24 protein-coding genes and 1 pseudogene are annotated in these 25,849 nt (G+C 69.8%); 15 read left to right on the top strand and 10 right to left on the bottom strand.

The window, feature by feature from the left end:
• The 9 genes from GC106_RS23840 to GC106_RS23800 are packed head-to-tail and all read left to right on the top strand — an operon-like array spanning position 1 to position 12,251.
• Positions 1-1,842, top strand: coding sequence for a dipeptide/oligopeptide/nickel ABC transporter permease/ATP-binding protein (locus tag GC106_RS23840; protein ID WP_312872806.1), 1,842 nt, complete (start codon positions 1-3; stop codon positions 1,840-1,842).
• Entirely contained in the window at positions 1,835-2,611 is a 777-nt protein-coding gene (locus GC106_RS23835) for an ABC transporter ATP-binding protein (RefSeq protein WP_173134761.1), read from the top strand. The genes GC106_RS23840 and GC106_RS23835 overlap by 8 nt, the downstream gene beginning before the upstream one ends.
• Complete coding sequence (locus GC106_RS23830; protein WP_173134759.1) at positions 2,586-5,903, top strand: serine hydrolase; 3,318 nt, start codon at positions 2,586-2,588, stop codon at positions 5,901-5,903. The genes GC106_RS23835 and GC106_RS23830 overlap by 26 nt, the downstream gene beginning before the upstream one ends.
• A gap of 1 nt (position 5,904) precedes the next feature.
• Complete coding sequence (locus tag GC106_RS23825) at positions 5,905-7,035, top strand: M20 family metallopeptidase (RefSeq protein ID WP_173134757.1); 1,131 nt, start codon at positions 5,905-5,907, stop codon at positions 7,033-7,035.
• Positions 7,036-7,058: 23 nt separating this feature from the next.
• Positions 7,059-7,892, top strand: a complete 834-nt coding sequence (locus GC106_RS23820) for a GNAT family N-acetyltransferase (RefSeq protein WP_173134873.1) — start codon at positions 7,059-7,061, stop codon at positions 7,890-7,892.
• On the top strand, positions 7,889-8,995 hold the full coding sequence (menC, locus tag GC106_RS23815; RefSeq protein WP_173134756.1) for an o-succinylbenzoate synthase: 1,107 nt from the start codon (positions 7,889-7,891) through the stop codon (positions 8,993-8,995). Before GC106_RS23820 ends, menC begins: the two co-directional genes overlap by 4 nt.
• 13 nt (positions 8,996-9,008) lie before the next feature.
• Positions 9,009-10,622: a PucR family transcriptional regulator gene (locus tag GC106_RS23810; RefSeq protein WP_173134754.1), complete on the top strand. Its 1,614-nt coding sequence runs from the start codon at positions 9,009-9,011 to the stop codon at positions 10,620-10,622.
• Positions 10,623-10,631: 9 nt separating this feature from the next.
• A complete protein-coding gene (locus tag GC106_RS23805; RefSeq protein ID WP_173134752.1) occupies positions 10,632-11,435 on the top strand; it encodes a siderophore-interacting protein in 804 nt (267 codons plus the stop codon).
• Positions 11,436-11,441: 6 nt separating this feature from the next.
• On the top strand, positions 11,442-12,251 hold the full coding sequence (locus GC106_RS23800) for an MBL fold metallo-hydrolase (protein ID WP_173134749.1): 810 nt from the start codon (positions 11,442-11,444) through the stop codon (positions 12,249-12,251).
• On the opposite strand, the gene GC106_RS23795 is transcribed toward GC106_RS23800, so the two are convergent.
• Positions 12,245-13,246, bottom strand: coding sequence for a pyridoxamine 5'-phosphate oxidase family protein (locus GC106_RS23795; protein WP_173134746.1), 1,002 nt, complete (start codon positions 13,244-13,246; stop codon positions 12,245-12,247). The two genes, GC106_RS23800 and GC106_RS23795, sit on opposite strands and share 7 nt — an antisense overlap.
• Positions 13,247-13,269: 23 nt before the next feature.
• Here GC106_RS23795 and GC106_RS23790 point away from each other — a divergent pair, with 23 nt between their 5' ends.
• Together GC106_RS23790 and GC106_RS23785 are read left to right on the top strand one after the other, a co-directional pair.
• Entirely contained in the window at positions 13,270-14,019 is a 750-nt protein-coding gene (locus tag GC106_RS23790; protein ID WP_173134743.1) for a helix-turn-helix transcriptional regulator, read from the top strand.
• A 62-nt stretch (positions 14,020-14,081) separates the two neighbouring features.
• Positions 14,082-14,324 (top strand): annotated as a pseudogene (locus tag GC106_RS23785) (IS256 family transposase); the annotation flags it as partial.
• 84 nt (positions 14,325-14,408) lie between these two features.
• Here GC106_RS23785 and GC106_RS23780 read toward each other — a convergent pair.
• The 5 genes from GC106_RS23780 to GC106_RS23760 form a co-directional block, all read right to left on the bottom strand.
• Positions 14,409-14,861 (bottom strand): RICIN domain-containing protein, encoded by a 453-nt coding sequence (locus tag GC106_RS23780; RefSeq protein WP_173134740.1) that lies wholly within the window; start codon positions 14,859-14,861, stop codon positions 14,409-14,411.
• A gap of 21 nt (positions 14,862-14,882) precedes the next feature.
• On the bottom strand, positions 14,883-15,311 hold the full coding sequence (locus GC106_RS23775; protein WP_173134737.1) for an RICIN domain-containing protein: 429 nt from the start codon (positions 15,309-15,311) through the stop codon (positions 14,883-14,885).
• Between the two features lie 257 nt (positions 15,312-15,568).
• Positions 15,569-18,037 carry an FtsX-like permease family protein gene (locus GC106_RS23770; RefSeq protein WP_173134735.1) on the bottom strand — a complete coding sequence of 823 codons (2,469 nt, stop codon included), beginning with the start codon at positions 18,035-18,037 and terminating at the stop codon, positions 15,569-15,571.
• Between the two features lie 4 nt (positions 18,038-18,041).
• On the bottom strand, positions 18,042-18,809 hold the full coding sequence (locus GC106_RS23765; protein WP_173134732.1) for an ABC transporter ATP-binding protein: 768 nt from the start codon (positions 18,807-18,809) through the stop codon (positions 18,042-18,044).
• Positions 18,810-18,878: 69 nt separating this feature from the next.
• Positions 18,879-19,751, bottom strand: a complete 873-nt coding sequence (locus GC106_RS23760) for an NAD(P)H-binding protein (protein ID WP_173134729.1) — start codon at positions 19,749-19,751, stop codon at positions 18,879-18,881.
• A gap of 70 nt (positions 19,752-19,821) precedes the next feature.
• Here GC106_RS23760 and GC106_RS23755 point away from each other — a divergent pair, with 70 nt between their 5' ends.
• Complete coding sequence (locus tag GC106_RS23755; protein WP_173134726.1) at positions 19,822-20,682, top strand: LysR family transcriptional regulator; 861 nt, start codon at positions 19,822-19,824, stop codon at positions 20,680-20,682.
• On the opposite strand, the gene GC106_RS23750 is transcribed toward GC106_RS23755, so the two are convergent.
• Genes GC106_RS23750 through GC106_RS23740 form a run of 3 tightly spaced genes read right to left on the bottom strand, consistent with a single transcriptional unit; the run spans position 20,683 to position 23,198 of the window.
• A complete protein-coding gene (locus tag GC106_RS23750) occupies positions 20,683-21,342 on the bottom strand; it encodes a response regulator transcription factor (RefSeq protein WP_173134723.1) in 660 nt (219 codons plus the stop codon).
• Positions 21,330-22,568, bottom strand: a complete 1,239-nt coding sequence (locus tag GC106_RS23745) for a sensor histidine kinase (RefSeq protein WP_173134720.1) — start codon at positions 22,566-22,568, stop codon at positions 21,330-21,332. Before GC106_RS23745 ends, GC106_RS23750 begins: the two co-directional genes overlap by 13 nt.
• A gap of 9 nt (positions 22,569-22,577) precedes the next feature.
• Positions 22,578-23,198: a response regulator transcription factor gene (locus GC106_RS23740; protein ID WP_173134717.1), complete on the bottom strand. Its 621-nt coding sequence runs from the start codon at positions 23,196-23,198 to the stop codon at positions 22,578-22,580.
• A gap of 166 nt (positions 23,199-23,364) precedes the next feature.
• Here GC106_RS23740 and GC106_RS23735 point away from each other — a divergent pair, with 166 nt between their 5' ends.
• The gene (locus GC106_RS23735) at positions 23,365-23,559 is read left to right on the top strand and encodes a hypothetical protein (protein ID WP_173134715.1); all 195 of its coding nucleotides are present in this window, start codon (positions 23,365-23,367) and stop codon (positions 23,557-23,559) included.
• Between the two features lie 18 nt (positions 23,560-23,577).
• On the opposite strand, the gene GC106_RS23730 is transcribed toward GC106_RS23735, so the two are convergent.
• Positions 23,578-24,441, bottom strand: coding sequence for a LysR family transcriptional regulator (locus GC106_RS23730; RefSeq protein ID WP_173134712.1), 864 nt, complete (start codon positions 24,439-24,441; stop codon positions 23,578-23,580).
• A 70-nt stretch (positions 24,442-24,511) separates the two neighbouring features.
• Between GC106_RS23730 and GC106_RS23725 the strand changes: the two genes are divergently transcribed.
• Together GC106_RS23725 and GC106_RS23720 are read left to right on the top strand one after the other, a co-directional pair.
• Positions 24,512-25,231 carry an SDR family oxidoreductase gene (locus GC106_RS23725; protein WP_173134709.1) on the top strand — a complete coding sequence of 240 codons (720 nt, stop codon included), beginning with the start codon at positions 24,512-24,514 and terminating at the stop codon, positions 25,229-25,231.
• A gap of 135 nt (positions 25,232-25,366) precedes the next feature.
• The gene (locus GC106_RS23720; protein ID WP_173134706.1) at positions 25,367-25,846 is read left to right on the top strand and encodes a hypothetical protein; all 480 of its coding nucleotides are present in this window, start codon (positions 25,367-25,369) and stop codon (positions 25,844-25,846) included.
• Positions 25,847-25,849 lie beyond the last annotated feature (3 nt).

Below are 25,849 nucleotides of genomic sequence, written 5' to 3'. Positions count from 1 at the left end.
GTGAAACGGATTCTGCGCACGCCACTGGGCCTGAGCGCGGCAGTCCTGCTGCTCGCCGTGCTGGTGCTCGCCGTGATCGCGCCGCTTGTGTGGACCGACCAGGCCAACGCCGTGGACACGGCACAGATCTCGCGGGGTTCGACCGCCGAGCACTGGATGGGCACGGACAACCTCGGCCGGGACGTGTTCCTCAGAGTCCTTGTCGCGACAGGGCTTTCGGTGCGGCTGGCGTTGCTGGCGACCGCGATCGGAGTGCTGGCCGGGCTGGTGCTGGGTGCGGTGCCGGTTGTCCTCGGCCGCCGGGCGGGCCGGGTCGTCACCGCGGTGGTCAACATCGCGGTGGCGTTCCCCGCTCTGCTGCTGGCCCTGTTCTTCGCGGTGGTCATCGGCCCGGGCACGACCGGTTCGTTGCTGGCCATCGGCTTCGCCACCGCGCCGGGGTTCGCCCGGCTGGTGCAGACGCTCGTCGCCAAGGTCGCCGGGCTGGACTACGTGGCCGCGGCGCGGGTCGCGGGTGCCGGCCGGATCCGGTTGCTGGTGCGGCACATCCTGCCGAACGTCGCCGAGCCGCTGGTGATCAACGCGACCATGGCCGCGGGCGCCGCGTTGCTCGCCTTCGCGGGCCTGTCGTTCCTCGGTCTCGGTGTGCAGCCACCGGAGTACGACTGGGGCAGGCTGCTCGGCGAAGGGCTGCAAGGCATCTACCTGCGGCCCGCCGCGGCCATCGCCCCGGGCGTCGCCGTGGTCGTCGCCGGTCTGGCGTTCCACCTCTTCGGCGAAGCCCTGTCGAAGGGATTCACCCGGCACACGGCGCCGGTCAAACTCCGCCGGACCGAGGCGGCTTCTGCTGTGCCGACGGACGACGACGCCGTTCTGGTGGTGGAGGACCTGCGGGTCGCCTTCCCGGGCGTGACGCCCGTGCGCGGTGTCAGTTTCACGGTGGGACAAGGTGAAGCGGTCGGGATCGTCGGCGAGTCCGGGTCCGGCAAGAGTTTGACCGCGCTGGCCGTCGCGCGGCTGATCGAGCATCCAGGACAGGTCGACGCGCAGCGGTTGACCTTCCAGGGCCGGGATCTGCGCAACGGCGACGACCGCGTGCATCGGCGCCTGCTGGGCACGTCGTTGGCGATGGTGTTCCAGGACCCCATGACGTCGCTCAATCCGGCGATGCGCATCGGGCGGCAACTGGCCGAGGTCGCCGAACAGCACCAAGGCGCGAGCCGCAAACAGGCGTGGCAACGGGCCGTCGACCGGCTGCGTGCGGTGCGGATTCCCGACCCGGAGCGGCGGGCACGCCAATACCCGCACGAGTTCTCCGGCGGGATGCGGCAGCGCGCGATGATCGGCATGGGCCTGATGGGCAAGCCGGCGCTGATCATCGCCGACGAACCGACGACCGCGCTGGACGTGACCGTGCAGCGGCAGGTGTTACGGCTGCTGCGCACCATCCGGGCTGCTGACGGCGCCGCCCTGCTGCTGATCAGCCACGACATCACGGTCGTCTCGCAGGTCTGTGACCGGGTTCTGGTGATGTACGCGGGACGCGTCGTCGAGGACCTGCCCGCCGACGAGTTGCACACCGCGGCACGCCATCCGTACACGCGTGCCCTGCTCGCCGCTGTTCCCGACATGACGACCGACCGCGATCTCCCGCTGGCCGTGATACCCGGCCGTCCCGTCGACGCAGCCCAAGTACCGACCGGATGTGCTTACGCACCAAGGTGTCCACTCGCCACTGAGCGGTGCGTCACCGCCCATCCCCCGCTGGAAACCGACAACGGGCGGCGGGTGGCGTGCTGGCACGCCGATGTCCCTGTCCAGGTGGGTGATCGTGGTGAGTGAGCTCACTTTCGAAGACGTGACCGTCCGGTTCGGCACCCGCGGGCACGCGACGACCGCGGCCGACGGCGTCCACCTGACGGTCCCGCATGGCTCGATCGTCGGCCTGGTGGGCGAATCCGGCTCCGGCAAGTCCACATTGGCGCGGGCGGCGGTCGGGCTGGTGCCGGTCAGCGGCGGACGCATCCTGCTCGACGGGCAGCCGATCGACCATCGGGCACGCCGCCTGCAGATGGTGTTCCAGGACCCGCACTCGGCACTGGACCCGCGGATGACCATCGGGGAGTCGATCGCCGAGGCCCTCCCCCGCCGGGCACGCGACCGCCGGGACCGGGTCGCCGCACTGCTGGATCTGGTCGGCCTGCCCGCGGAATGCGCACGGCAGTACCCGGCCCAACTGTCCGGCGGGCAACGGCAACGTGTCGGACTGGCCAGGGCGCTGGCCGGTGAGCCGGACGTGATCATCGCCGACGAGATCACCTCGGCACTCGACGTCTCCATCCAGGGCACCGTGCTCAACCTCGTGCGCGACCTGCAGCGCCGGATGCGGTTGTCGATGCTCTTCATCTCGCACAACCTCGCTGTCGTCCGGTACGTCAGCGACTTCATCGCCGTGATGTACCACGGCCGGATCGTCGAACACGGCCCCGCGGACCAGGTGCTGGCCGATCCGCAAGACCCCTATACCCGCGAACTGCTCGCTGCCGCGGCCGACCCCGCCGGACAGCTCGACCTAGGAGAGACCAGTGACACGACGCCAGCGCATCGATGATCTGACCACGTTCGCTGTGCCGGGGCAGCCGGCCGTGTCCCCGGACGGCGGCCAGTGCCTCTACGTCCTGCGCACGACCGACGCCGGGGCCGACCGTGACAACCACGCGATCTGGCTGGTCGGCACCACGTCCAGCCGGCCGCGGCAGCTCACCAGAGGCAGCGCCGACACGGCGCCGGCCTGGTCGCCCGACGGCACGAAGGTGGCGTTCCTGCGTGCCCAGGACGGCCCGCCCCAGCTCTGGCTGCTGCCGATCGACGGCGGCGAGCCCGAACGGCTGACCACGCTGCCGCTGGGCGCCGGCGAGCCGGTCTGGAGCCCGGACGGCACGAAGATCGCGTTCTCGGCCGCGACCGACGAGACGCCCGGCGACACCAGGCCGATCGTGATCGAACGGCTGGACTACCAGGCCGACGGCGCCGGACTGCTGCGGACCGTACGCAAGCACCTGCACGTGCTCGACGTGGCCGGCAGGGAATGCCGCCAGGTGACCAGCGGCGACTGGCACGCCAGTGGCCCGTCGTGGTCGCCCGACTCCACGAGGCTGGCCTTCACCGCGGCGACCGGTCCCGACGCCGATCTCACCCTCCAGTTCCCGGTGCACGTCCTGGACGTCAGCAAGGACTTCGCGGAGCCTGAGGTCATCGGCCTGTCGGAAGGCTTCGGTGGCCCGTCCGTGTGGACAGCGGACGGTTCGGCGTTGCTGGTCGCCGGTTCCCCCACCGGTCCGGCCGGGCACGCGGGACTGTGGCGCGTCCCGCTGGACGGCGGAGATGCCGTGAACCTCGCGGAATCCCTGGACCGCAACGTGATGCCCGGCGGTCCGGGATATCCCGGTGCCACGCCGCAGCTTTCGGAGGACGGCCGAACGGTGTACTTCTGCGTCCGGGATCGTGGATGCACCCACCTGTACTCGGTGCCTGTCGACGGAGGCGCACCCAGCCCGGTCGTCACCGGCGCCGGTCGTGTGGTCGGCGGGCTGTCCGTCGCGGGCGGCACCGCGGCCGTCGTGCTGGCGACGCCGGACTCCCTTGGCGACATCGTCTCGGTGGACCTCAAGTCCGGCAACGAGACCGTGCACACGAGTTACGGTTTCGCCGATGTCGAGCTGTTCCCGCGTGCGGAGCGTGAGTTCACGATCTCCGACGGCACGGTGGTGCACGGCTGGCTGGTCCGTGATCCCGCCGTTGCGGGGCCGCAGCCGTTGCTGCTGGACATCCACGGTGGACCACACAACGCGTGGAACGGCGCGGCCGACGAGATTCACCTGTACCACCAGGAACTCGCCGCCCGCGGCTGGGCGGTCCTGCTGCTGAACCCACGCGCCAGCGACGGCTACGGCGAGCAGTTCTTCAACGCCGCCATGGGTTGCTGGGGTGAAGCGGACGCCAAGGACTTCCTCGAGCCGATCGACGACCTTGTCGCCCAGGGCATCGCCGATCCCCAGCGGCTCGCCGTCGCCGGATACAGCTACGGCGGCTACATGACCTGCTACCTCACCAGCCGGGACAACCGGTTCGCCGCCGCGGTCGCCGGTGGCGTGGTCGCGGACCTGGTCAGCATGGCGGGCAGCTGCGAGAGCGCGCGCTACCTCAGCGAGTACGAACTCGGCGGCCAGCCGTGGACCGGACGACGGTACGACGGCATGTCCCCGCTGTCGCAGGTGGAGAACGTGCGTACGCCCACGTTGATCCTGCACGGGACGGCGGACATGACCTGCCCGGTGACCCAGGCCCAGCAATGGCACACGGCCTTGCGGGAACTCGGTGTGCCGACGCAACTCGTGCTCTACCCGGACGCCTCGCACGTGTTCATCCTCACCGGCAAGCCGTCACACCGGATCGACTACAACCGCCGGATCGTGGACTGGCTCGAGCAGTACGCCGGGGACGCCGCCGGGCCGCGCCGGCCGCGGATCGACGCCGCGCACTGGCAGCGCAGGCTGGACGTCCTGGCCAAGCGGCACAAGGTCCCCGGCGCGACGCTCGGCATCCTGCGGATGCGGCCGGGCCAGCAGGACGAACTCGTCGAGGCGGCGACCGGCGTGCTCAACGTGGACACCGGCGTGCCGGCCACCACCGACTCGCTGTTCCAGATCGGCTCGATCTCGAAGGTCTGGACCGCGACCGTGGTCATGCAGCTGGTCGACGAGGGCCTGATCGACCTGGACGCGCCGATCGTCGATCTGCTGCCCGAGCTGAAGCTGGCCGATCCGGTCACCACGAGCAAGGTCACCATGCGGCATCTGCTCACGCACACCAGCGGCATCGACGGCGACGTGTTCACCGACACCGGCCGTGGCGACGACTGCCTGGAGAAGTACGTGGCGGCGTTGGCCGACGAGGCGCAGAACCACCCGCTCGGCGCGACCTGGTCGTACTGCAACTCGGGTTTCTCGCTGGCCGGTCGCGTGATCGAGAAGCTGACCGGCACCACGTGGGACGCCGCGATGAAGGAGCGGCTGTTCGTGCGGTTGGGCCTCGAGCACACGGTGACGCTGCCGGAGGAGGCACTGCTGTACCGCGCCGCCATGGGACACGTCTCGCAGGGTGACGGCGACCCGGTCAAGGCACCGGTGTGGGTGCTGCAACGATCGGCCGGCCCGGCCGGGCTGATCACGGCCACGGCCGCGGACGTGCTGGCGTTCGCCCGGATGCACCTGACGGGCGGCGTCGCGCCGGACGGGACGCGGGTGCTCAGCGAACAGAGCACCGAGGCGATGGCGTCGTGGCAGGTCGACCTGCCGGACAAGCACATGCTCGGCGACTCGTGGGGCCTGGGCTGGTTCCGGTGCGACTGGGACGGCCACCGGCTGATCGGCCACGACGGCAACACCATCGGGCAGGCCGCGTACCTGCGGATTCTGCCGTCCGAGGGCCTCGCGGTCACGTTGCTCACCAACGGCGGCACCTCACACGCGCTGTACGAGGACCTGTACCGGGAGATCTTCGCCGAGCTGGCCGGGGTGGCGATGCCGGAACCGCTGCAACCGCCCGCCGAGCCGGTTACCGTGGACCTCGACCGGCATGTGGGCACGTACGAGCGCGCGAGTGTGCGGCTGGACGTGTTCCGGGGAGAGGACGGCCTGAACCTGCGCACGACGATGACTGGTCCGCTCGCCGAGATGACGCAGGAGCCGGCCCACGAGTACCCCATGGTGCCGGTGTCCGAGGACCTGTTCCTGATCCTGTACCCGGAACTGGGCGCCTGGGTGCCGGTGACGTTCTACGAACTGGCCACCGGCGAGCGGTACCTGCACTTCGGTGTGCGCGCGACCCCGAAAGTGGGCTGAGATGCTCGGAGAGCTCCTCGCGGACATCCAGGAGCTGGTGACGTGTGAGTCACCGTCCACGGATCTGGCGGCGGTCGCGGCCAGCGCGGACGTGGTGGCCAGGGTCGGCGCGCGGCGGCTGGGCGTCGCGCCGGAGCGCATCGTGCTCGACGGGCGGACGCACCTGCGCTGGCGCTTCGGTGACGGCCTCGCCCGTGTGCTCCTGCTCGGCCACCACGACACGGTGTGGCCGCTGGGTTCGCTGGTCACGCATCCGTTCGGGGTGGCAGGCGGAGTGCTGCGCGGGCCTGGCTGTTTCGACATGAAGGCCGGGGTGGCGATGGCCTTCCACGCCGTCGCCACGCTCCCCGACCGCGCCGGGATCACGCTCTTGATCACCGGGGACGAGGAGATCGGCTCCCCCAGCTCGCGCGAGCTCATCCAGGCCGAGGCCGTCGGCTGCGTCGCGGCTCTGGTGCTCGAGGCGTCCGCGGACGGGGGCGCGCTGAAAACCGAACGCAAGGGCGTGTCGCTGTATCGAGTACGGGCTCACGGTCTGGCCGCGCACGCGGGGCTGGAGCCGGAACGTGGCATCAACGCGGCTGTCGAACTGGCCCACCAGATCCTGGTGGTCAACGAGATCGGCGACCCCGCGCTGGGCACGACCGTCACCCCGACCCTGTTGTCCGCGGGAACGTCCACGAACACCGTTCCCGCGGCCGGTGAGTTCGCGGTGGACGTGCGCGCCCGGACGGTGGCCGAACAGGAGCGGGTGGACAAGGCGATGCACGCTCTGGTGCCGAGGCTGGAAGGCGCACGGCTGGAGGTCACCGGCGGCGCGAACCGCCCGCCGCTGGAGGCCGCGTCGTCGGCCTCGTTGTTCGCTCACGCGTCCACGTTGGCCGCCGAACTCGGCTTGCCCGCGTTGACAAGCGCGTCCGTCGGCGGCGGTTCGGACGGCAACTTCACCGCGGGCATGGGCGTTGCGACGCTGGACGGCCTCGGCGCGGTGGGCGGCGGCGCGCACGCGGACGACGAGCACGTGATCATCTCGGAGCTGGCCGGGCGGACGGCGCTGGTCCGCGCGCTCGTCGGCGACCTGCTGGCGGGCCGGACGAATCCGGCCGCGGTATCTGGTCGGCGGCGACCATGACCAAGACCGGCCGAACCCTCAGCATGGTAGACGTGACCGACCTGATTGAGGACAACGCGATCCGCGTCGCCGACGCCGCCGCGCTGGCGGCCGGAGTCGTCGTCCGCGAGCTCAGCGAACTGTCCGACTTGGACGGCGTCTACCGTCTGTACGACGAGATCTGGCGGCCGGACCCGGCCAACCCGCCGGTGACGACGGAACTGCTGCGGGCGATGACCAAGGCGGGCAACTACGTCTCCGGGGCGTTCGAGGGCGACCGGCTGGTCGGGGCCTGTGTCGGTTTTTTCGGTACGCCACCGGACGTCCGGCTGCACAGCCATGTCGCCGGTGTCTCGGCCCCGGCGATGGGCCGCAGTGTCGGGTTCGCCCTGAAGCTGCACCAGCGGGCGTGGGCGATCAGCCGGGGGATCACCGCGATCGAGTGGACGTTCGACCCGCTGGTCAGCCGGAACGCGTACTTCAACCTCAGCAAGCTCGGCGCGGCCCCGGTGGAGTACCTGCCGAACTTCTACGGCGGCATGCGCGACCGGATCAACGGCGAGGACGAGAGCGACCGCCTGCTCGTGCTGTGGGACCTGCGCTCCACCGGCACGACTGCCCGTGACGACCGCCAGGCCGTGATCGCGCTCGACCGGTCGCCCGCCGGGCTGCCCGTCATGGGCACAGTGGACGGACCGGAGCTGCTGGTGGCCACGCCGCACGACATCGAGTCGCTGCGGACGGCCGATCCCGGTGGCGCCAGGCAATGGCGGCTCGCCATGCGGGAGGTGCTGGGCACGTTGGTCGCCGAAGGAGCCCGGGTCACCGGGTTCGACCGAGCCGGGTGGTACCGGGTGACCAGGGAGGCGGGCCGATGAGGCTGTCAGGCGTCGAACTGCGGCTGATCAGCATGCCGCTGGTGGCACCGTTCCGGACGTCCTTCGGGATCGAGACCACCCGCGAGATCCTGCTGCTGCGGGTGGTCACCGACGAGGCCGAGGGGTGGGGCGAGTGCGTCGCGATGGCCGACCCGCTGTACTCCTCGGAGTACGTCCACGCGGCCGCCGACGTGCTGACGCGGTTCCTCATCCCGGCCCTGGCCGAAGTGCCCGCACTGGACGGCAACGCGGTGGCCCCGGCACTGGCGAGGTTCAAGGGCCACCGAATGGCCAAGGCCGCGTTGGAGACGGCCGTTCTCGACGCCGAACTCCGCACGCAGGGACGGTCGATGGCGCGGGAACTGGGCGCGGTGCGTGACCGCGTTCCGTGCGGGGTGTCGGTCGGGATCATGAACTCGATCGGCGAGCTGCTCGACGCGGTCGGCGGCTACCTGGACGCCGGGTACCTGCGGATCAAGCTCAAGATCGAACCCGGGTGGGACATCGAGCCGGTGCGCGCGGTGCGCGAACGGTTCGGTGACGACGTGCTGCTGCAGGTCGACGCCAACACGGCGTACACCCTGGCCGACGCGCGGCACCTGGCCGGGCTCGACCCGTTCGGCCTGCTGCTGATCGAGCAGCCGTTCGACGAGGAGGACGTGCACGCGCACGCCGAACTGGCGCGCGTGATCACGACGCCGGTGTGCCTGGACGAGTCGATCACCTCGGCGCGGGCCGCCGCGGACGCGATCCGGCTGGGCGCGTGCCAGATCGTCAACATCAAGCCCGGCCGGGTCGGCGGCTACCTGGAGGCCCGCCGGATCCACGACGTGTGCGCGGCCAACGGCGTGCCGGTCTGGGCCGGCGGGATGCTGGAGACCGGCATCGGCCGGGCGGCCAACGTCGCACTGGCCGCGTTGCCCGGGTTCACCGTGCCCGGCGACACGTCCGCGTCGGACCGGTACTACCGCACGGACATCACCGAGCCGTTCGTGCTCGACGGCGGTCACCTGACGGTGCCGTCCGGGCCCGGCATCGGGGTCACACCGATCCCGGACGAACTCGCGGCCGTGACGGTCAAGGTGGACTGGCTGCCGCTGTAGGACACTCGGACAGATGACGTCACGACCGCACGCCAGCCTCGGCCGGATCCTCGGCGACCTGGGCAGCACGCTGCTGGATCTGGTGTACGGCGATCCGGCCAGGCCGGGGGACATCGGCGGGGTCGCCATCCACGACCCGCTGGAGGAGCCGGTCCTGGCCCCGCACGCGATCGTCCTCGGCGTCGGGGTCAGCGAGCCCGTGCACCTGCTGCGTTCGCTGGGCCGCTCCGGCGCCGCGGCGCTCGTGCTGCGCGCACCCGTGCGGCGGTCCGCTGAGCTGGCCGCGGCGGCCGACGAGTCGGGCGTGGCCGTGCTGGCGCTGGCCAGGGGCGCTACCTGGACCCAGCTGGCGGCGTTGCTGCGCTCGCTGCTCGCCGAGGGCGATGTCGGCGACGCGGAGCCGGAGACCTTGGGCGGGCTGCCGTCCGGTGACCTGTTCGCCGTGGCCAACGCGGTCGCCGCGCTGATCGACGCGCCACTGACCATTGAGGACCGGAGCTCCCGGGTGCTGGCGTTCTCCGGCCGCCAGGACGAGGCCGATCCGTCCAGGGTGGAGACGATCCTCGGCCGTCAGGTGCCCGAGCGGTTCACCAGGCTGCTGACCGAACAGGGCGTGTTCCGCGAGCTGTACACCAGTGACGATCCGGTCTACATCGATCCGCCGTCCGAGGATTTCGAGGACTTCCTGGTGCCGCGGGTGGCCGTGCGGGTCCGCGCGGGCGACGAGTTCCTCGGGTCGATCTGGGCCGCCGTGCCCGGCAAGCTCAGCCCGGAACGGTCGCAGGCGCTGCGGGACGGCGCCAAGCTCGTCGCGTTGCACATGCTGCGCATCCGGGCGGGTGCCGACGTCGAACGCCGCCTGCGCGGCGACCTGCTGGCCACCGCGCTGGAAGGCGGCGCCGGTGCCCGTGACGCGTTGTCCCGGCTGGGTCTGGCCGATCTCCCCGTCGTCGTGCTCGCGCTCACCACAGTCCACTCAGGACATTCGGCGGACGCCGCGGTGGTGAGCGAGCGGCAGCGGTTGACCGACGGCCTGGCCATGCACCTGAGCGCGATCCATCCGCGGTGCGCGGTCGCCCTGATCGGCGACGTCTCCTACGGCCTGCTGCCCGTCACGCGTGACGGCGAGGCACAGGGCATCCGGATCGCCACCGACTTCCTCGACCGGGTGGGCAACCGGGTCCCCGCCTTCATCGGCGTGAGCCCGGTCGCCACGGACGTCGCCGGCCTGGCCGCGGCCCGCGCCAGCGCCGACCGCGCGGTCCAGGTCCTGCGCGCGGGCACGGCCTCCGGCAGCCGGGTCGCGCGGCTCGCGGACGTGTACGTGGAAGCGCTCGTGCTGGAACTGCGTGACCTCGTCGCCGCCCGGGGCGGCCAGGTCACCGGCCCCGTCGCCCGGCTCGCCGAGTATGACGAGAAGCACAGCACGAACCTCGTCGAGACGTTGCGGGCGTGGCTGGACGCTTTCGGCGACGTCATCGCCGCCGCCGCGGCCGTTCACGTGCACCCCAACACGTTCCGGTACCGGCTGCGCCGCCTGACCGAGATCGGCGGGATCGACCTGTCCGACCCCGATGCCCGGTTCGCCGCGATGCTCCAACTGCGCGTGTTCCCGCTCCTCCCCTAGTGTCGTGTCATGGCAGAACGACGTGCCCGCAGGGTGACCACGGCCGTGGTCTCGCGGGTGGAGCAGATCAGTCCGCACATGGTTCGTGTCGTTCTCGGCGGCGACGGCCTGAGCGAGCTGACCATCGGTGAGTACACCGACCACTACATCAAGATCCTCTTCCCGCCGCCGGGCGAGACCTTCCCCGAGCCGTTCGAGCTGGGTGACGCCCGGCCGGTGATCCGCACGTACACCGTGCGCCGCTGGGTACCGGAGGTCCCGGAGATGTGGGTGGACTTCGTGGTCCACGGCGACGCGGGGATCGCCGGGCCGTGGGCGGCCCAGGCCAAGCCCGGTGACCTGGTCCGGTTCATGGGCCCGGGCGGCGGCTACGCCCCGGACCCCGAGGCGGACTGGCACCTGCTGGTGGGCGACGAGAGCGCCCTGCCCGCCATCGCGGCGGCGCTGGAGGGCATGCCCGAGGGGGCGACGGTGAAGGCGTTCATCGAGGTCGCCGACACCGACGAGGTGCAGAAACTGGACTCGCCCGCCGATGCCGAGATCGCCTGGCTGACCCGCGGCGACCAGCCCTTCGGGCAGTCGCTGGTGACGGCGGTGCGTGAGCTGAAGTTCCCGCGCGGCCAGATGCAGGCGTTCGTGCACGGCGAGGCGACGTTCGTCAAGGAACTGCGCCGCTACCTGCGTGTCGAACGCGAAATCCCGCTGTCCCGGCTCTCGATCTCCGGCTACTGGCGGCTCGGCCTGAACGAGGACGGCTGGCAGGCCAGCAAGCGCGAGTGGAACGAACAGGTCACGGCAGAACAGGACGGCTGACGCCAGATGCTCATCGGTGACATCGACATCCATCCCCTGTCCGACGGCACGTTCCGGGCGTCGCCCGAGTACTTCGGTGAGCACGTCCGCGCCGAGGGCCACGAGGACCTCTTCAGCCGGGACGGCATGGCCTGGCTGCCGATCGGCTGTTTCCTCGTCCGGACCAAGGACCGGACCATCCTCGTCGACACGGGGATCGGGCCCGCGATGTACGACGCCACACCACGCATGCTGCTCCTCGGCGGGCAACTCCTGCTCGGGTTACGTGCCGTCGGTGTCGCTCCGGCCGATATCACCGATGTCGTCTGCACGCACCTGCACTCCGACCACTGCGGCTGGTTGTTCGACCGGGAGGCCGTGCCGGTCTTCCCCAACGCCACCATCTGGTTCGGCGCGCACGACTGGAGCCACTTCGTCGCGGATCCCGCCAGGGCGATGGCCGTGCACATCCGGCAGGGCTTCCTGGACTCGGCCGAACGCGGGACCCGCCTGCGGCTCGTCGGCCAGGACACCACGATCGCGCCCGGCGTCACGCTGATCATGACGCCGGGCCACACTCCCGGTCATCTGAGTGTGATCGTCGCGTCCCAAGGCAGCCGCGCACTGCTGCTCGGCGACGCGATCACGTGCCCTGTGCAACTCGACGAGCCCTCGTGGCACGCCATGAGCGACGTCGACCCCAAGCTGGCGCAGCAGGTGCGCGAACGGCTGTTCCGTGAGTTGGAGGACGGCGTCACGCTGGGCGCCGGGGCGCACTTCCCCGAACTCCAGTTCGGCCGTGTGCTGGCCGGGCAGGGCCGCCGCTGGTTTCAGTAACCCTCGTCCCTGAGTTCCTTGCGGTAGCTCGCGTCGATCGCCCGCCGCGCCAGTTTCGGGGACGCGGCAAAGCCTTTGGCGAGCATCCGGGTGGCTGTGCCGCTGTTGCGGGCCAGGTGGGCCGCGGCGACCTTCATCAGGTCGGGAGCGTCGGACGGGTCAGCCGACCGGTCCCACATTCCCGACTCGCTCACCGCGTGGTTCCGGTTGATCTCAGCTCGTTCGACGCGTATCACGAGAGCCGCGTGGGGCGGCTTGTCCTTGACGGCCATCGTGGACAGGAGCGCCGCGTCGTCAGTCGCGTATGCGGCGCCGCTGAGGTGCAGGACTTCGTCGACGCCCGGGATCAATGCCGCGAGGGAGATGTCGTCGCACGACACCAGATTGCGGAACGTGTCGGCCCGCTTGTTGCCTCGACGGTCCGGTATGGCCACTGTGTCGTCGTCCAGGACCCGGATGAACCCGGGCGGATCGCCTTTGGGGCTCGTGTCACCGTGACCATCGGCGTCCCAAGTGGACACGACAGCGAAGGTCGCCGACGACAGGAACGCACGCATCGAGCGCGGCGCCGCAACGGCGCGCGGCGTTTCGCTCCACAGCTTCGACCGCAGGACGCATCTCGCGCAGTGCACCCAGCTCTCCGCCACGTCGACGGCGACCCGGCCGCCTTCGGCGTTCCCGACGAAACCGTTGAGGCGCAACGTCTCCCCGACGCCGGGTAGGAGGAACACCATCGAGGCCCCACTGCCGGCCGGCGGTGACGGCGACGCGGGAGCGTCAAAGGAAAGCCGCGTGGGTGAATCCACCCGCACGTCGCCGACGAACGTGGTGCGGGAGATCCCGTCGCCGTCACGGAAGCCGAACCCGGCAAGGCGAGCATGGGCCAGGACACTCCGGCATCCGTCATCGAGGGTGTCCGTGGTCTTCAGCATCACCATGGATGAGGGCTTGCCGATCGTGGCTTCGACTTCGGCGGTTGTCGCCAGTTTGCGCATGGTCCGACCGTAGGATGGCCGACATGCGGCATGTGGCCAAGCTTGACCCCGAACTGGCCAAGAGTGTGATCGCCGTCGGCGGCGACATGCACCGAGGCGGCACCATGGGCTTGCACGAGCACGCGGAGCACCTCATCTCGTGGTCGGCCACAGCCATGGTGTCCCTGCGCACAGCGACCCGCGACTGGCTGATCCCGCCGACCCACGGTCTCTGGATGCCCGCCGGATGTCCGCACGCCGTCGAGGTGTTCCGCCCAGGACGCGGGTACGCGGTGGTGCTCAACGCCAAGAACTGCCCCATCACCTGGACCGAACCCACAGGCGTGCTGATCACGCCGCTGGTCCGTGAGCTGATCGTCCATCTCGACCAGCACCCGGAACAGGACGACACCCGGGCGACGGCCGTGTCACTGCTGCTGAGCCTGCTGGAACCGGTGCCCGACACCACCTTCCACGTGCCACTGCCCGAGGACCCCCGGACCCGGGAGATCGCCGAGGCCCTGATCGCCGACCCGGCCGACCACCGGGACCTCGCCATGTGGGCCGTGCACACCCATTCCAGCGTCCGGACGATCACCCGCCTGTTCGCCCAGGAGACCGGCATGACGTTCGCGCAATGGCGGACCCACGCGCGTGTCCGGGCCGCGCTCATCCACCTCGCACAGGGCGCCTCGGTCGGTGCGACCGCCCGTGCCGTCGGCTACCACAAGCCAGGTGCGTTCGCCGAGGCGTTCCGGCGCGTCACCGGCCAGCACCCGAGCGTGTACCTCTGACACCCGGGTCTTTCCAAGTTGGGAGGAGATGACGGGGTTGTTTCCTACTCCGTCATCTCAACCTCTCCAGCGGGGAGTTCGTGCCCGCGCTGGGTCAGTTCCCCGGCAGCGCGAAGGCCTTGTCCGCGGCGGTGATCACGAAGCTGACCGAACAGCGGAAGGCCGGGCAACGCACCTTCGCCCAACGCGACCTGTCCGAACTGGACTACGTGTACCTGTGGACGGACGGCATCCACGTCAACACCCGCCTGGAGGAACACAAACTCTGCCTGCTCTGGACGATAACCCGAGGGCTGGACTCGCGTACCAGGTAGCAATCGGTCGTCGGTACCCGTCGCGCACCACGACCGGGTGCCGCAGGGCACCCGGTCGTCGGACCGTGCTAACGGCTATGTGTCAAGCACAGCCCAGTCCTGGTAGGTGGAGTAGTTGCACGTGTTGAGCCGAACGCCCTGGGAAACGCTGCCGTCGAGGCAGAGTCCGCTCTGCTCGTGTTCGAGCTTGTAGCCGTCGAAGGTCGACCACCGCTGGTAGCTGTTCCACTTGCAGGTGTTGAGCCGAACTCCTTGGGAAACGCTGCCGTCGAGGCACAGCCCACTCTGGTTGTGCTTGAGGTAGTAGCCGGAAACGGTCCACCCCTGGTAACTGGACCCGTTGCATTTGTTGAGCCGAACGCCCTGGGAAACGCTGCCGTCCAGACAAAGTCCGCTCTGGTCGTGGATGATCGGCTCGTGCGTGGCGGCAGCCGCGGGTGCGACGCCAATGGTTGCCGCACCCAGCATTGCCATGGCCATCGCGGCCAGCCCCGCCGCGGTTCTCGACAGTGTTTGCCTGATTGTCATTTTCCCCTCACCGCATGAAAGTCAGAACAACGTCCACATCTGGTAGGTGTTGTTGTCTGTGCACGTGTTGAGCCGAACTCCCTGCGAGACACTGCCGTCCAGGCAGAAGTGGCTCTGGGAGTGGAAGAGGTCCTTGGCTCCGCTGGTGGAGCGGTACCACTGCTGGTAGGTGGTGTAGTTGCACTTGTTGAGCCGAACGCCCTTGTCGACGCTCGCATCGAGGCACAGCCTGCTCTCGACGTGCCTGAACACCGTGCCGTCACCGCCGGTGTGGTTGTTGATGACTTCCCAGTCCTGATAGCCGTTGGTGTTGCATTTGTTGAGCCGAATCCCCTGGGAAACGCTGCCATCGAGGCAGAGCTCGCTTTGATGGTGATAGATCCGGCGCTCGGTGGCCGCCTGAGCGGACGTGGTGACCATGGCCAACGCACCCAGGACTACCAGGACCATTGCGGTCAGCCTTGCCGCAGTCCTCGAAAGTTTTAGTTTGATTGTCATTTCCTTCCCTTCGGTTCGAAGATTACGAAGGGGAGGAACCACCTGCTGTCAGGCGAACGACCGACAGCAAGATGAACTTCTAGCGCCAGACCATCTCGCCGACCTCGCCGCTCAGACCGCGTAGGGATCAGGCAGCTCCGCCCAGACCTGGCCGAGCTGGAGGCGCTACCTGATGGAACCACGGCATCCAGCGAGTAGAGCGCCGGCGTCTAGGACTGGTGGTTTCGCGCGTCGACCGGCGGCGGCCGCAACGCCTGCCAAGTGGGCAGTTCGATCGCGGCGAACGCGATGACCACGACCACGCCCATCACCAGCGGCAGCAACCACACCGGGCCCGCGGGCCACGGCTGGCCGAGCAAACCCAGTGACAGCAACACGATGGGCACCGCCGCCAGCACGAGCCCAGTGACCAGCGCTATTCCGCAGATCACGGAGGCCTCGCGCCGCATCATCCTGCGCAGTTGCCGGGCAGTGGCCCCGATCAGCCGCAGGTTCGCCAGTTCGGCGCGACGCTGCGCGGTCGACGCGACCAGCTTGTTCGCGATGCCCAGCAGGAGGTAGCCGAGCAGCACACCCAGCACGACGATGTTGATCCACAGCTCCGGCGGGATTCCGGTGCCGGTCGCGAGGCCGGAGCCCTCCCCCACCACCAGGACCGGGTTCGACGCGAGGCTCGCGCGAACCGTCCCGGGGTCGTCGGTACGGATCAGGATGCGCTGGTCGAGCCCGCTGGTGGTGTGGCCGATCGCCAGGTCACGGGACACCACCACCTCGCCGATCCCCAGGCCACGGCCGTAGGTGGCGACAACCTTGGCCTTGACGAACGTGCCGTCGCCGAGGTGGAAACCGACCTCGCTGCCCAGGTCCGCATCACCCGACACGGCGACCGTGGCACCGGTGAGGTCGTTCAGGTCGCCGGACCGCACGTCGAGGTCGAGCACGTTCGCGGCGGCGGGCGTCAGGATCAGCGCGGAGCTGCTTTCGACCTGGATCTGGCCGAACACGCTGCCCGGCCAGAGCACTGTGGTCGTGGAGACCGGCGCCGCGGCCTTGACTCCCGGCGTGGTGGTGATCGCGTCGAGGGCGTCCTGGGGCAGTCCGCCGGTGGCCGGTGCGGTCACGTGCAGCTCCGCCTTGCCGGTCGCCTCGACGTCCCGGTCGATCGCAGTGATCAGCGTCGTCTGGGTCAGTGTGTAAGTCAGGGTGAACACCACGGCCATCGCCAAGGTCGTCACGGCACCGGCGACGCGCATGGCGTACCCGTTGGTGTTGGCGACGGCCAGCCATGTCGGGGCCGACACCCGCGCAGGCAGTTTCGCGGCCAGCACGCTACTCACCCAGCGGACCATGGCGGGGCCGCACAACCCGAGCCCGACCGTGGCGAGGATTCCGGCGATCGCGGTCGTGTTGGCTCCCAAACTGGTCTGGCTCACCAGCGGAATGACAGCGATCACGTTCGCCGCCACGATCAGGAGCACACCGGCGTACGTACGGGTCTTCGACGGCGTCCGCGGTTCCACACGGGACTCCGAGACCGCTTCGGTGGCGGGCAGCCGGGATGTGCGCCAGGCAGAGCCACGCGCGGCCGCCTGCACCACCAGCAGGAGCAGCAGAAGCGCCGCGACAGCCGGGAACGGGCTGACGGTCAACGGCAACCCGGCGGGCAGGAAGCCGAGGCCGACCAGCATCCCCCGGAACAGATCCGCCAGCAGATACCCGGCACCGGCACCGAGGACCAGGGCAGGCGCGGCCATCAGGGTGGCCTGGCCCGCGGCGAGCCCGCGAATCTGCTTCGGCGAGGCGCCGACTGCCCGGAGCAGGGCGAGATCCCGCCGCTGGCCCGCGATCGACACGCTCAACGCACCCGCGACGATGAAACCGATGATCAGCAACGTGACCCCGGCCATCGAACCGGCCAACGCGGGCAGGAACGACCGGGCTGCCGCCGCACCGGGCGACTCGACGTCACCGCGGTCGGCGCCGGTCGACACGACGAGATCGTTGTCGCCCAGCGCTTCGCGGACCGCAGTGGCCACATTGTCCGTCCTGCCGGGAGCTGCCTGGATCGCGATGAAGTCCACGCGCCGTTCGGTGAACTGGATCGCTGTGTCGTCAGCGAAGTACAGCCCCGGCTCGGGTGACGTGACCACGGCCGTGACCCGGAACTGCGCGGTCCGGCCCGCGACGACCGCGTTGACCCGATCACCCGCCTGGACACCAGCGGCCGCGGCGGTGCCGGCGTCCACGGCGAGCTCGTCCGGCCTGGTCGGCGGCTGGCCCGTCACCCCTGGCTCGTCCGCCAGTCTGGTGGCCGACCAGCCGTGTCCGCTCGCGGTCACCGGCGTGCCCTGAGCGGACAGCACCGCGGCGGGGAAGCTCACGTCTCCGATGACGGCGGTCACGTCCGGCACCCCGGCCAGCCGTTCGGTCAGTTCCACCGGCAGCCGGTTGCGTTCCGGCAACCCGATCGGCAGGTCCTCGGGCGGCTGGTGGCTTTGCGGCGCCGACACGACGACGTCCGCCCGGGCCAGCCGCTCGACCGGCATCTGGGAGCGCAGGCCGGACTCGGCGATCACGCCGATGCCGGTCACCAGCGCGGCTCCCCCGAACATGGCACAGGCGACAGCCACCAACGCCGCCACCCGGCGGCGTGCGGTCTGCAGTGCGAGACGCAGCATTTCCCTACTCCGCCTCTACTGTCGCGATCCGGTGGGCCAGTGTCGTGGGACTCGCCCCGGTGAGGGTGTCCACGATGTGACCGTCGGCCATGATCAGGACGAGGTCGGCGTGGGCGGCGGCCGCCGGGTCGTGGGTGACCATCACCACGGTCTGCCCCAGCTCGTTCACCAGCTCCCGCAACAGGTCCAGCACGTTCCGGCCGGTGCGCAGGTCGAGCGCGCCTGTCGGTTCGTCGGCGAACAACACCGCCGGACGCGCTATCAGTGCCCGGGCGATCGCCGCCCGCTGCTGCTGACCGCCCGACAGCTCGGCAGGGCGGTGGGACAGCCGGTCGGTGAGCCCGACCCGCCCGGCCAGTGTCCGCATCCACTCCTGGTCGGCTGCCGCACCGGCCAGCCGCAGCGGCAACGTGATGTTGTCGGCGATGGTCAGCGACGGCACGAGGTTGTAGGACTGGAAGACGAATCCCACGTTCCGCCGCCGCAGTTCGGTGCGGCGGTTCTCGGTGAGCGAGCTGATCTCCGTGCCGTCGATGAACACCTTGCCCGACGTCGGGGTGTCGAGTCCGGACGCGCAGTGCATGAGCGTGCTCTTGCCCGATCCGGACGGCCCCATCACCGCCACGAACCGTCCACGATCCACCGTCAGCGACACGCCGTCCAGCGCGCGTACACCACCGGGGTAGATCTTGCTGACTTCCGCCAGCGTCACCGCTGCGGTCGGCACCGTCTCGAACGGACCGGTTCGGAGGGCGTGATGAGGCCTGGTCATACCGGAAATCCAACAGCGGGACGGCGGTCAGGACGATACCCCTGCCATCCCAGTTCCGGGTACAGGCTGCTATACCTTGAACACGTCCTCGCACCACTGACGGAAGGTCGTGGGCGAACTGGACTCCGGTGTGCGCGGCTCGGCGTTGTCCAGGCCGTTCTGCTTGGCCACCACCATGTCGACGTAGCCCTGCGCCATCACCGCGGAGGCACCGTTGGCGAGCAGTCCTTCCTTGAACCGATCGATCGGGATCTGTTCGTAGCGAACCGGACGCTGGAGCACCTCGCTCATGATCCGCGCCATGTCGTTGTACGACAGGTCCTCCGGACCGAGCACCGCGACACTGTCCTGTCCGCTCCATGAGGAGTCGAGCAGCCACTTCGCGGCCACCGCGGCGATGTCGCGGGTGGCGCACGTCGGCGCCCTGTGGTCGCCGGGCATCGGTTCGGCGTACACACCCTCGTTCCTGATCACGGCGGCCTGCCGCAGCACGTTGTCCATAAAGGACGGCAAGGCGAGCGAACGGTAGCCGACGCCGGTGCCCGCGATCAGGTCGTCCATCGCCAGCGACGCCGTCACCAGCCCGGCTTCCCCGGCCATCGGCGTGCCCCGGCCCAGCGCCGAGACGCCGACCACCCGCTCTACGCCCTGGCTCGTCATCGCCGCGCACGCCGGTTTGGTGAAACCGACATACGTGGCATCGAGGCTGTCGGTCCGGAAGTTGGGCGGTACCACCCACAGCACGGCGTCCGCACCGGCGAACGCCTTGGTGACGACGTCGATGTCGCCGTGTGAGCCGGGAACGACCTCCACACGTTCCCGGACTTGAGGTGACAGGCGCGCGGGGTCGCGCACGATGACGCGGACAGGCGCGTCATTGTCGAGCAGGATGGTGACAACCTGGCTGCCGATGGCGCCAGTGGGTGTGGTGACGACGATCATGCGGTCAAGCCAACCCCCGGGGCCCGCGGAACTGAAGGACCGATCCGGTCACCATTGATACCCTGGCGATATGAGTGACCCCGAGGCACGGCAGCTTCGCTACTTCGTCGCGGTCGCCGAGGAACTGCATTTCGGGCGCGCGGCGGAGCGGCTCGGGATGGCGCAGCCACCGCTGTCCCGCGCGATCCGCGAACTGGAAGGCCAGCTCGGCGTCCCACTGCTGGAACGCACCACACGCCAGGTCTCGCTCACCCCGGCGGGCACGGTTTTCCTGCGGGACGCCCGGATCGCGCTCGACGCGATCACGGCGGCCGCCCGGCGTGCCCGGCACGCCGGACAACCGAAACCGACGCTCCGCGTCGCCCTCAAGGCGGACTACGACGCCGGATTGCTGCCGCGGGTGCTGGCCACGTACCAGCGCGAGGAGGCCAGTCTGCCCGTCGAGATCCTGATGGGCGGCCGAGGCGAACAGGTACCCGCCCTGCACGACGGCCGCGCCGACGTCGCCCTTCTCCCGGCGCCTTTTGACGATCGCGGCCTTGATCACGAGCCGCTGCTGACCGAGGCCCGCCTGGTCGCGTTGGCGGCCACGGACCCACTCGTCGCCCGTCCCAGCCTGTGCCTTGCGGACCTGGCGGGACGGGAACTGCCCGACGGCACGCCCGCCGACGACGAGGCATCCGGGCCGCGCGGGAAACGGACGAACCTGGACCTCGCCCAGATCTTCAACCTGGTCGAACTGGGCAGCGCCGTGTGGTTCCCGCCCGCTTCGGTCGCCCGCCGCCACCCCCGGCCCGACATCGCCTACCGCCCGGTCGAGGACCTGGAACCGTCCACACTCACCATCGCGTGGCCACAGACCTCGCACTCCCCCGCCGTGGCCGCCTTCGTCCGTGCGACGACATCCGTCGCGGCCGCGGCGGTGTCCTGATCAGCCGCGGCGCCGGTCGTTCTCCAGATACCGCAGGACCGCTGTCACCCGGCGATCCACCCGGTCGGTCGGGGCGAGGTCCAGTTTGGCGAAGATGTTGCGGATGTGTTTGTGGACGGCACCGTCCGTGACGGACAACCGTTCGGCGATCGTGCTGTTGCCCAGGCCTTCCGCCATCAGCGCGAGCACGTCACGTTCCCGCGCGCTGAGCCGCTCCAGGCGGGTGTCCGGCCGGGACTTGGTCAACAGCTGCGCCACGACCTCGGGGTCGATGGCCATCCCGCCGTTCGCCACCCGGTGCAGCGCGTCCAGGAACTCCTCGACCCGGCCGACCCGCTCCTTCAGCAGGTAACCGAGCCGGGAACCGCCGCCCGCCAGCAACTCCGTCGCGAACGCCTGCTCGACGTAGGCGGACAACACCAGCACGGCCAGATCGGGCTGGCGCCGCCGGGCCTCCACCGCGGCGACGATGCCCTCGTCGGTGTGCGTCGGCGGCATCCGGACGTCCACAATGGCCACGTCGGGCGAGTGTTCGCCCACCGCGGCGAGGAACTCGCCCGGATCGCCCGCCGTGGCGACCACGTCGAGCGACTCGCTGCGCAGCAGCAACGCCAGTCCTTCGCGCAGCAGCAGGTCGTCCTCGGCGATCACAATCCGCATGGCAGGCTCACCGTCATTCTCGTGGGACCGCCGACCGGGCTGGTCAGCGTGAACGTTCCGTCGTGTGCTTCGACCCGGTGACGGATGCCGGCGAGCCCGGATCCGCCACGCTCGTCGGCGCCGCCATGGCCGTCGTCAACGACCTCTACCACCAGCATGTCCTCATGACGACCAAGGCTGACAACAGCGTTGGCGGCCCCGCTGTGCTTGGCTATGTTCGTCAACGCCTCGGCCACGGCGAAATACGCTGTGGCCTCAACGGAAGCAGCGAACCGGTCGGGCAGGTCGGCGTCGATCCGGCACGGCACGGGACAGGACGCGGCCAGTGCGGTGAGCGCGTCGGGCAGACTCCGGTTCGTCAGCACCGGCGGCAGAATGCTGCGGACCACGTCCCGCAACTCGGCCAAGGCCTGCTCGGCGGAATCCTGGGCCCGCGCCAGGATCTCGTCGGCGGTGGCCGGATCACGCGCCAGGGCACGCCGGGCGGCACCCAGCAGGACGTTGACGGCCAGCAGCCGGTTCTGGGTCCCGTCGTGCAGTGCCCGCTCGATCCGTCGTAGCTCGGTGGCGTGCGCTTCCAGTGCGGCGGCACGAGTGGCGGCCAGTCGTGCCACGCGGACAGCCAGGTCAGTGCCCGGAGCCGGGGACAGCAGCTGACGGCCGGGCCACGCCTGCAGGCGGGCCAGCAGCGGCAGGACAAAAACGGCGGCAACACCCCAGCCCACACCCATGGCGCTCACCCAGATGGCATCCGACGTGTCGTTCACCGCGACGATGTCGAGGGTGTCCGCGGCTTCGCCTGCCGGCAGCAAACGCCACCACAACACGAAAGTGAGGTCGGTGACCACCCAGAGCGGAAGCGACATCCCGGCCAGGCTCAGCACCAGTCCCGCGGTCCCGTGCCAGAGCAGCCAGCCGAGTTCCTTGCGAACCGCGGGATCGCGCAACGCGGCGATCAGCGACGTGGATACCGGCTCCGGACCGACGATGTCGTAGCCCCAACGCGACAGCCGCGCACGCTCCCGGTCCGCGACCACGCGCACCATCCGCAGTGCCGTGGGAGCCAGGAACAGGCCGACACCGACGACACTCAACAACGCCGTGATCGCCAGCCACGGCAGCATCGCGACCGCCATGACGGCCGTCGCCATCCCGCCCACGATGTGTTCCAGCGCGTCCACGGTGTCGCGGACACGGGACCTCAGGTCCCATCGCCGTGCCGGCATCCAACCTCCTCAGCAGACACACGCCCGCACAGCGTATGCCGCGACATGGGCGCGGTTTCGCAACCCGTGCCGCTTCATCACCCGGTAGAGCACGTTCTTGACGGTTCGTTCGGAGTACGACAGTCTCGCCGCGATCTCCCCGGTGCTCAGCCCGGCGGTGAGCAGCCTGAGCACGTCGCATTCGCGTTCGGTCAGGCCGGCCACCGTCAGCCCGTTCGGCCGCAGCACGTCCTGGTCGATGTCCCGGATGAACGACAGGAGCCTGCGTTGCAGGAGGGGCGGGAAACGCGCCAGTCCTTCGCGGGCGCCCAGCACGGCGGCGATCAGCTGGGCCGCGTCGGTCTCCCGCAGCGGCAGGATCGCCGTGACGTCTCGGAACACCGCGGCCAGCAGATCGTCCTCCCGGAAGTGATCGGTGACGATCACGCACGCGCGCTCCCGGTCGTGGCCCAGATCGAGCTGCGTCAGCCCGTTTCTGGTCACCTTCGCTTCGATCAGCACGACGACGTCAGCCGTCCGGGCCTCGTCCTGCGGGACGACACGCACATCCTTGCGCCCGCTCAGCATGACGTTCGCCCCGGTGCGCAACAACATGTCCGTCGTGACGACGGCGACGGTCGTGGTCTGCACCCGCTCCCCCCTTGGTGAGGTCGCTTGTCAATGTCCCAGCGAACCTACGTTTCAGGGCATGATCGGGCGATCCCGCCAGCGGCAGTGCCGGAGTACAGCCTGCTGTACCGGTGCTGTGCAGTTCACAGGATCGAAACGGCCGCCGTAGCGGCCTAACGTCGGTGTCATGACCGTTCCCGAGCAGCGCACCGGAATGTTCCGTCCCCTGGTGTGGCTGGTGCTCATCGTCAGCGCGTCCGGCAACGTCGTCGCCTCGGTCGCGAACCTCGACATCATCGTCGGTGTCGTGTTCGGAGTGATCACTCTGACGTGCGGGGTGACGTTGGTCGTCCACCATTACCGCAACCGACGCAGGACCTGAGTTGCCTCGGCGCCTACGTCAGGGGCGTTCCAGCAGAGTCACGCGCGCTGTCTGGAGGAACCGGGCGATCGATGCCGATCGGCTGCCCGCGGGCCAGAGCGCCGTGGTGCGGTACGGCGGCGCGTCGGACACGGGCCGATAGGTCACATCGGGCCGGACGTTCGCCGTGGCCAGCGAGACGGGAACCAGGGCGACGGCCTGGCCAAGGGCGACGACGTCCAGCAGTTGGGCGCTGTCCCGCACGATCGGGCCGTCGGCCGGGCGACGGGGGTTGCCCAGCCAGTAGTCGCGGTCGACCACCCTCGGGTCGTTCCACCGGGGCGCGGGCTCGTCGATCAGGTCGGCGGTGCTGAGCACCTCGCGGCCGGCCAGCTTGTGCCCGGCGGCGAGAGCGGCGACGCGGGGTTCGGTCGCCAGCAGTTCGACGTCGAGATCGTGACCGTCGACGCAGGCGGCGATGGCCACGTCCGCGCGCCCGTCCCGGACCATGTCGGCCTGTTCGCCGAACCCGCTCACCACCACCCGGATCTCCGGCGCGGCCGGATCGGCACGGAATCGTTCGCTGATCTGAAGCAGCAACCGCGTGGCGACGCCCGGTTTGGCGGTGACGACGAGCGCGCGGCCGACATGTCGTGTCCGGTGTACCGCGGAGTCGAGCGCGCTGAGCACGACCGCCGCCTCCTTGCGGAACACCTCACCGGCCTCGGTCAGCACAAGCCGGTTTCCGGTGCGGTCGAAGAGGCCGACGCCGAGCCGGCGTTCCAGCTGACGCATGGCGCGCGACAGCGGCGGCTGAGCGATGCCCAGGCGTTCGGCGGCGCGGGTGATGTTCAACTCGTCGGCGACGGCGCAGAAGTAGCGCAGTTCGCGGATCTCCGGCATACCGCCAAGGTATGGCATGCCACCCGATCGGTCTTTCCCTTCCGGCGCCGCGTCGGCTGGAGTGGGTGGCATGAACGACGTAGCACTTGTCACTGGCGGCAACAAAGGCATCGGCCACGAGATCGTCCGCCAGTTGGCCGCGCGGGGATTCACCGTCTACCTCGGCGCCCGTGATCCGGAACGTGGCCGTGCCGCCGCGACGAACCTGACCGGCGACGTACGTTCCGTCCAGCTCGACGTGACCGACGCGGACTCTGTCCAGGCGGCCGTCAGGACGGTCGACAGCGCGGCCGGGCGGCTGGACGTCCTGGTCAACAACGCCGGGATCATGGTCGAGTGGGGTGTCGGCACCGCCGACATGACGGCCGCGCACCTCCGCCAGGTGTACGAGGTCAACGTCTTCGGCGTGGTCACGGTGACATCCGCGTGCCTACCGCTGCTTCGCCGCTCCGCCAACCCGCGGATCGTCAACATGTCCAGCGGTCTGGGATCACTGACCCTGCTGGACGGCCCGGTCCAGGGTTTCCTCGCGTACAGCTCGTCCAAGGCCGCGCTCAACGCCTTGACCCTGGTCTACGCCAAGGCGCTTCAGGCCGACGGCATCAAGGTCAACGCCGTCAGCCCGGGACTCGTACCGACCGACCAGAACGCGGCGGCGCCGTTCCCGCGCGGCGACCGCACCACCGCCGACGGCGCTGTCGTGCCGGTCACGCTGGCGACGATCCCCGCCGACGGCCCCACCGGGGTCTTCCGCGGGCCGAACTCGCCGTCGGACGTCATCCCCTGGTGATCCGCCGGGGGCGGCGGGACTCGGTGACCCGGTCCGTGGACCTTCGCCGACGCGGGGAAACGTTGCCCTCACTGGGAAACATGCCGATCGCAGGTCCGGGACCGGTCCCACCACACCGGACCTACGCTCCGCGTCATGACCAGTTCGCGCACGGTGGCAGCGGTGGCGACACTGGCGGTCAGTGCCCTCGCGGCTTGTTCCCCGCCCGGACCTGCCGCCCCGCCGGGGACGACAACCACTCCGGCGACCACGCAGACCACCACCTCACGACCGGCCGCGACTTCGAGTCCTACCACCACAAAGCCTTCACCGACGGTCGCGGCCCTGCCCGACGAGGGCCGGAACTTCGCGTCCTGCAAGGACGGTCACTGCCGGGTGCACGTCAGGCCCGGGGACCGGATCGCGCTCGGCGGCGCGCTGGGAGCCACCACGATCGCGATCACGGCGATCAGCCCGGCCGAGGTGTCGGTCAAGCTGGAGCGGGCCGACGGGTCTCGCGGCACCTACACCTTCTTCGACCCCGTCAAGAACGGCGCGCTGATGCGGGGTGACAAGATCGTTCTCGCGTTCCCCGAGATCACCGGCTCCCAGGCGGTCATGCAGGTCGACGTCTGACCT

This window comes from Kibdelosporangium persicum (assembly GCF_013280595.1).
Classification (GTDB): domain Bacteria; phylum Actinomycetota; class Actinomycetes; order Mycobacteriales; family Pseudonocardiaceae; genus Kibdelosporangium; species Kibdelosporangium persicum.
The sequence above is the reverse complement of the archived record's forward strand: the minus strand, read 5'-3'. Positions and strand labels throughout refer to the sequence as shown.

What these genes read in the sequence shown, in the direction of transcription:
- GC106_RS23800 (WP_173134749.1), top strand. Translation starts at nt 11,442, where the DNA reads ATGCTCATCGGTGACATCGACATCCATCCCCTGTCCGACGGCACGTTC.
- GC106_RS23765 (WP_173134732.1), bottom strand. Translation starts at nt 18,809, where the DNA reads ATGACCAGGCCTCATCACGCCCTCCGAACCGGTCCGTTCGAGACGGTG.
- GC106_RS23760 (WP_173134729.1), bottom strand. Translation starts at nt 19,751, where the DNA reads ATGATCGTCGTCACCACACCCACTGGCGCCATCGGCAGCCAGGTTGTC.
- GC106_RS23775 (WP_173134737.1), bottom strand. Translation starts at nt 15,311, where the DNA reads ATGGTCCTGGTAGTCCTGGGTGCGTTGGCCATGGTCACCACGTCCGCT.
- GC106_RS23730 (WP_173134712.1), bottom strand. Translation starts at nt 24,441, where the DNA reads ATGCCGGAGATCCGCGAACTGCGCTACTTCTGCGCCGTCGCCGACGAG.
- GC106_RS23770 (WP_173134735.1), bottom strand. Translation starts at nt 18,037, where the DNA reads ATGCTGCGTCTCGCACTGCAGACCGCACGCCGCCGGGTGGCGGCGTTG.
- GC106_RS23825 (WP_173134757.1), top strand. Translation starts at nt 5,905, where the DNA reads ATGCTCGGAGAGCTCCTCGCGGACATCCAGGAGCTGGTGACGTGTGAG.
- GC106_RS23810 (WP_173134754.1), top strand. Translation starts at nt 9,009, where the DNA reads ATGACGTCACGACCGCACGCCAGCCTCGGCCGGATCCTCGGCGACCTG.
- GC106_RS23820 (WP_173134873.1), top strand. Translation starts at nt 7,059, where the DNA reads ATGGTAGACGTGACCGACCTGATTGAGGACAACGCGATCCGCGTCGCC.
- GC106_RS23805 (WP_173134752.1), top strand. Translation starts at nt 10,632, where the DNA reads ATGGCAGAACGACGTGCCCGCAGGGTGACCACGGCCGTGGTCTCGCGG.
- GC106_RS23750 (WP_173134723.1), bottom strand. Translation starts at nt 21,342, where the DNA reads ATGCGGATTGTGATCGCCGAGGACGACCTGCTGCTGCGCGAAGGACTG.
- GC106_RS23790 (WP_173134743.1), top strand. Translation starts at nt 13,270, where the DNA reads ATGCGGCATGTGGCCAAGCTTGACCCCGAACTGGCCAAGAGTGTGATC.
- GC106_RS23735 (WP_173134715.1), top strand. Translation starts at nt 23,365, where the DNA reads ATGACCGTTCCCGAGCAGCGCACCGGAATGTTCCGTCCCCTGGTGTGG.
- GC106_RS23745 (WP_173134720.1), bottom strand. Translation starts at nt 22,568, where the DNA reads ATGCCGGCACGGCGATGGGACCTGAGGTCCCGTGTCCGCGACACCGTG.
- GC106_RS23780 (WP_173134740.1), bottom strand. Translation starts at nt 14,861, where the DNA reads ATGACAATCAGGCAAACACTGTCGAGAACCGCGGCGGGGCTGGCCGCG.
- GC106_RS23720 (WP_173134706.1), top strand. Translation starts at nt 25,367, where the DNA reads ATGACCAGTTCGCGCACGGTGGCAGCGGTGGCGACACTGGCGGTCAGT.
- GC106_RS23795 (WP_173134746.1), bottom strand. Translation starts at nt 13,246, where the DNA reads ATGCGCAAACTGGCGACAACCGCCGAAGTCGAAGCCACGATCGGCAAG.
- GC106_RS23755 (WP_173134726.1), top strand. Translation starts at nt 19,822, where the DNA reads ATGAGTGACCCCGAGGCACGGCAGCTTCGCTACTTCGTCGCGGTCGCC.
- menC (WP_173134756.1), top strand. Translation starts at nt 7,889, where the DNA reads ATGAGGCTGTCAGGCGTCGAACTGCGGCTGATCAGCATGCCGCTGGTG.
- GC106_RS23725 (WP_173134709.1), top strand. Translation starts at nt 24,512, where the DNA reads ATGAACGACGTAGCACTTGTCACTGGCGGCAACAAAGGCATCGGCCAC.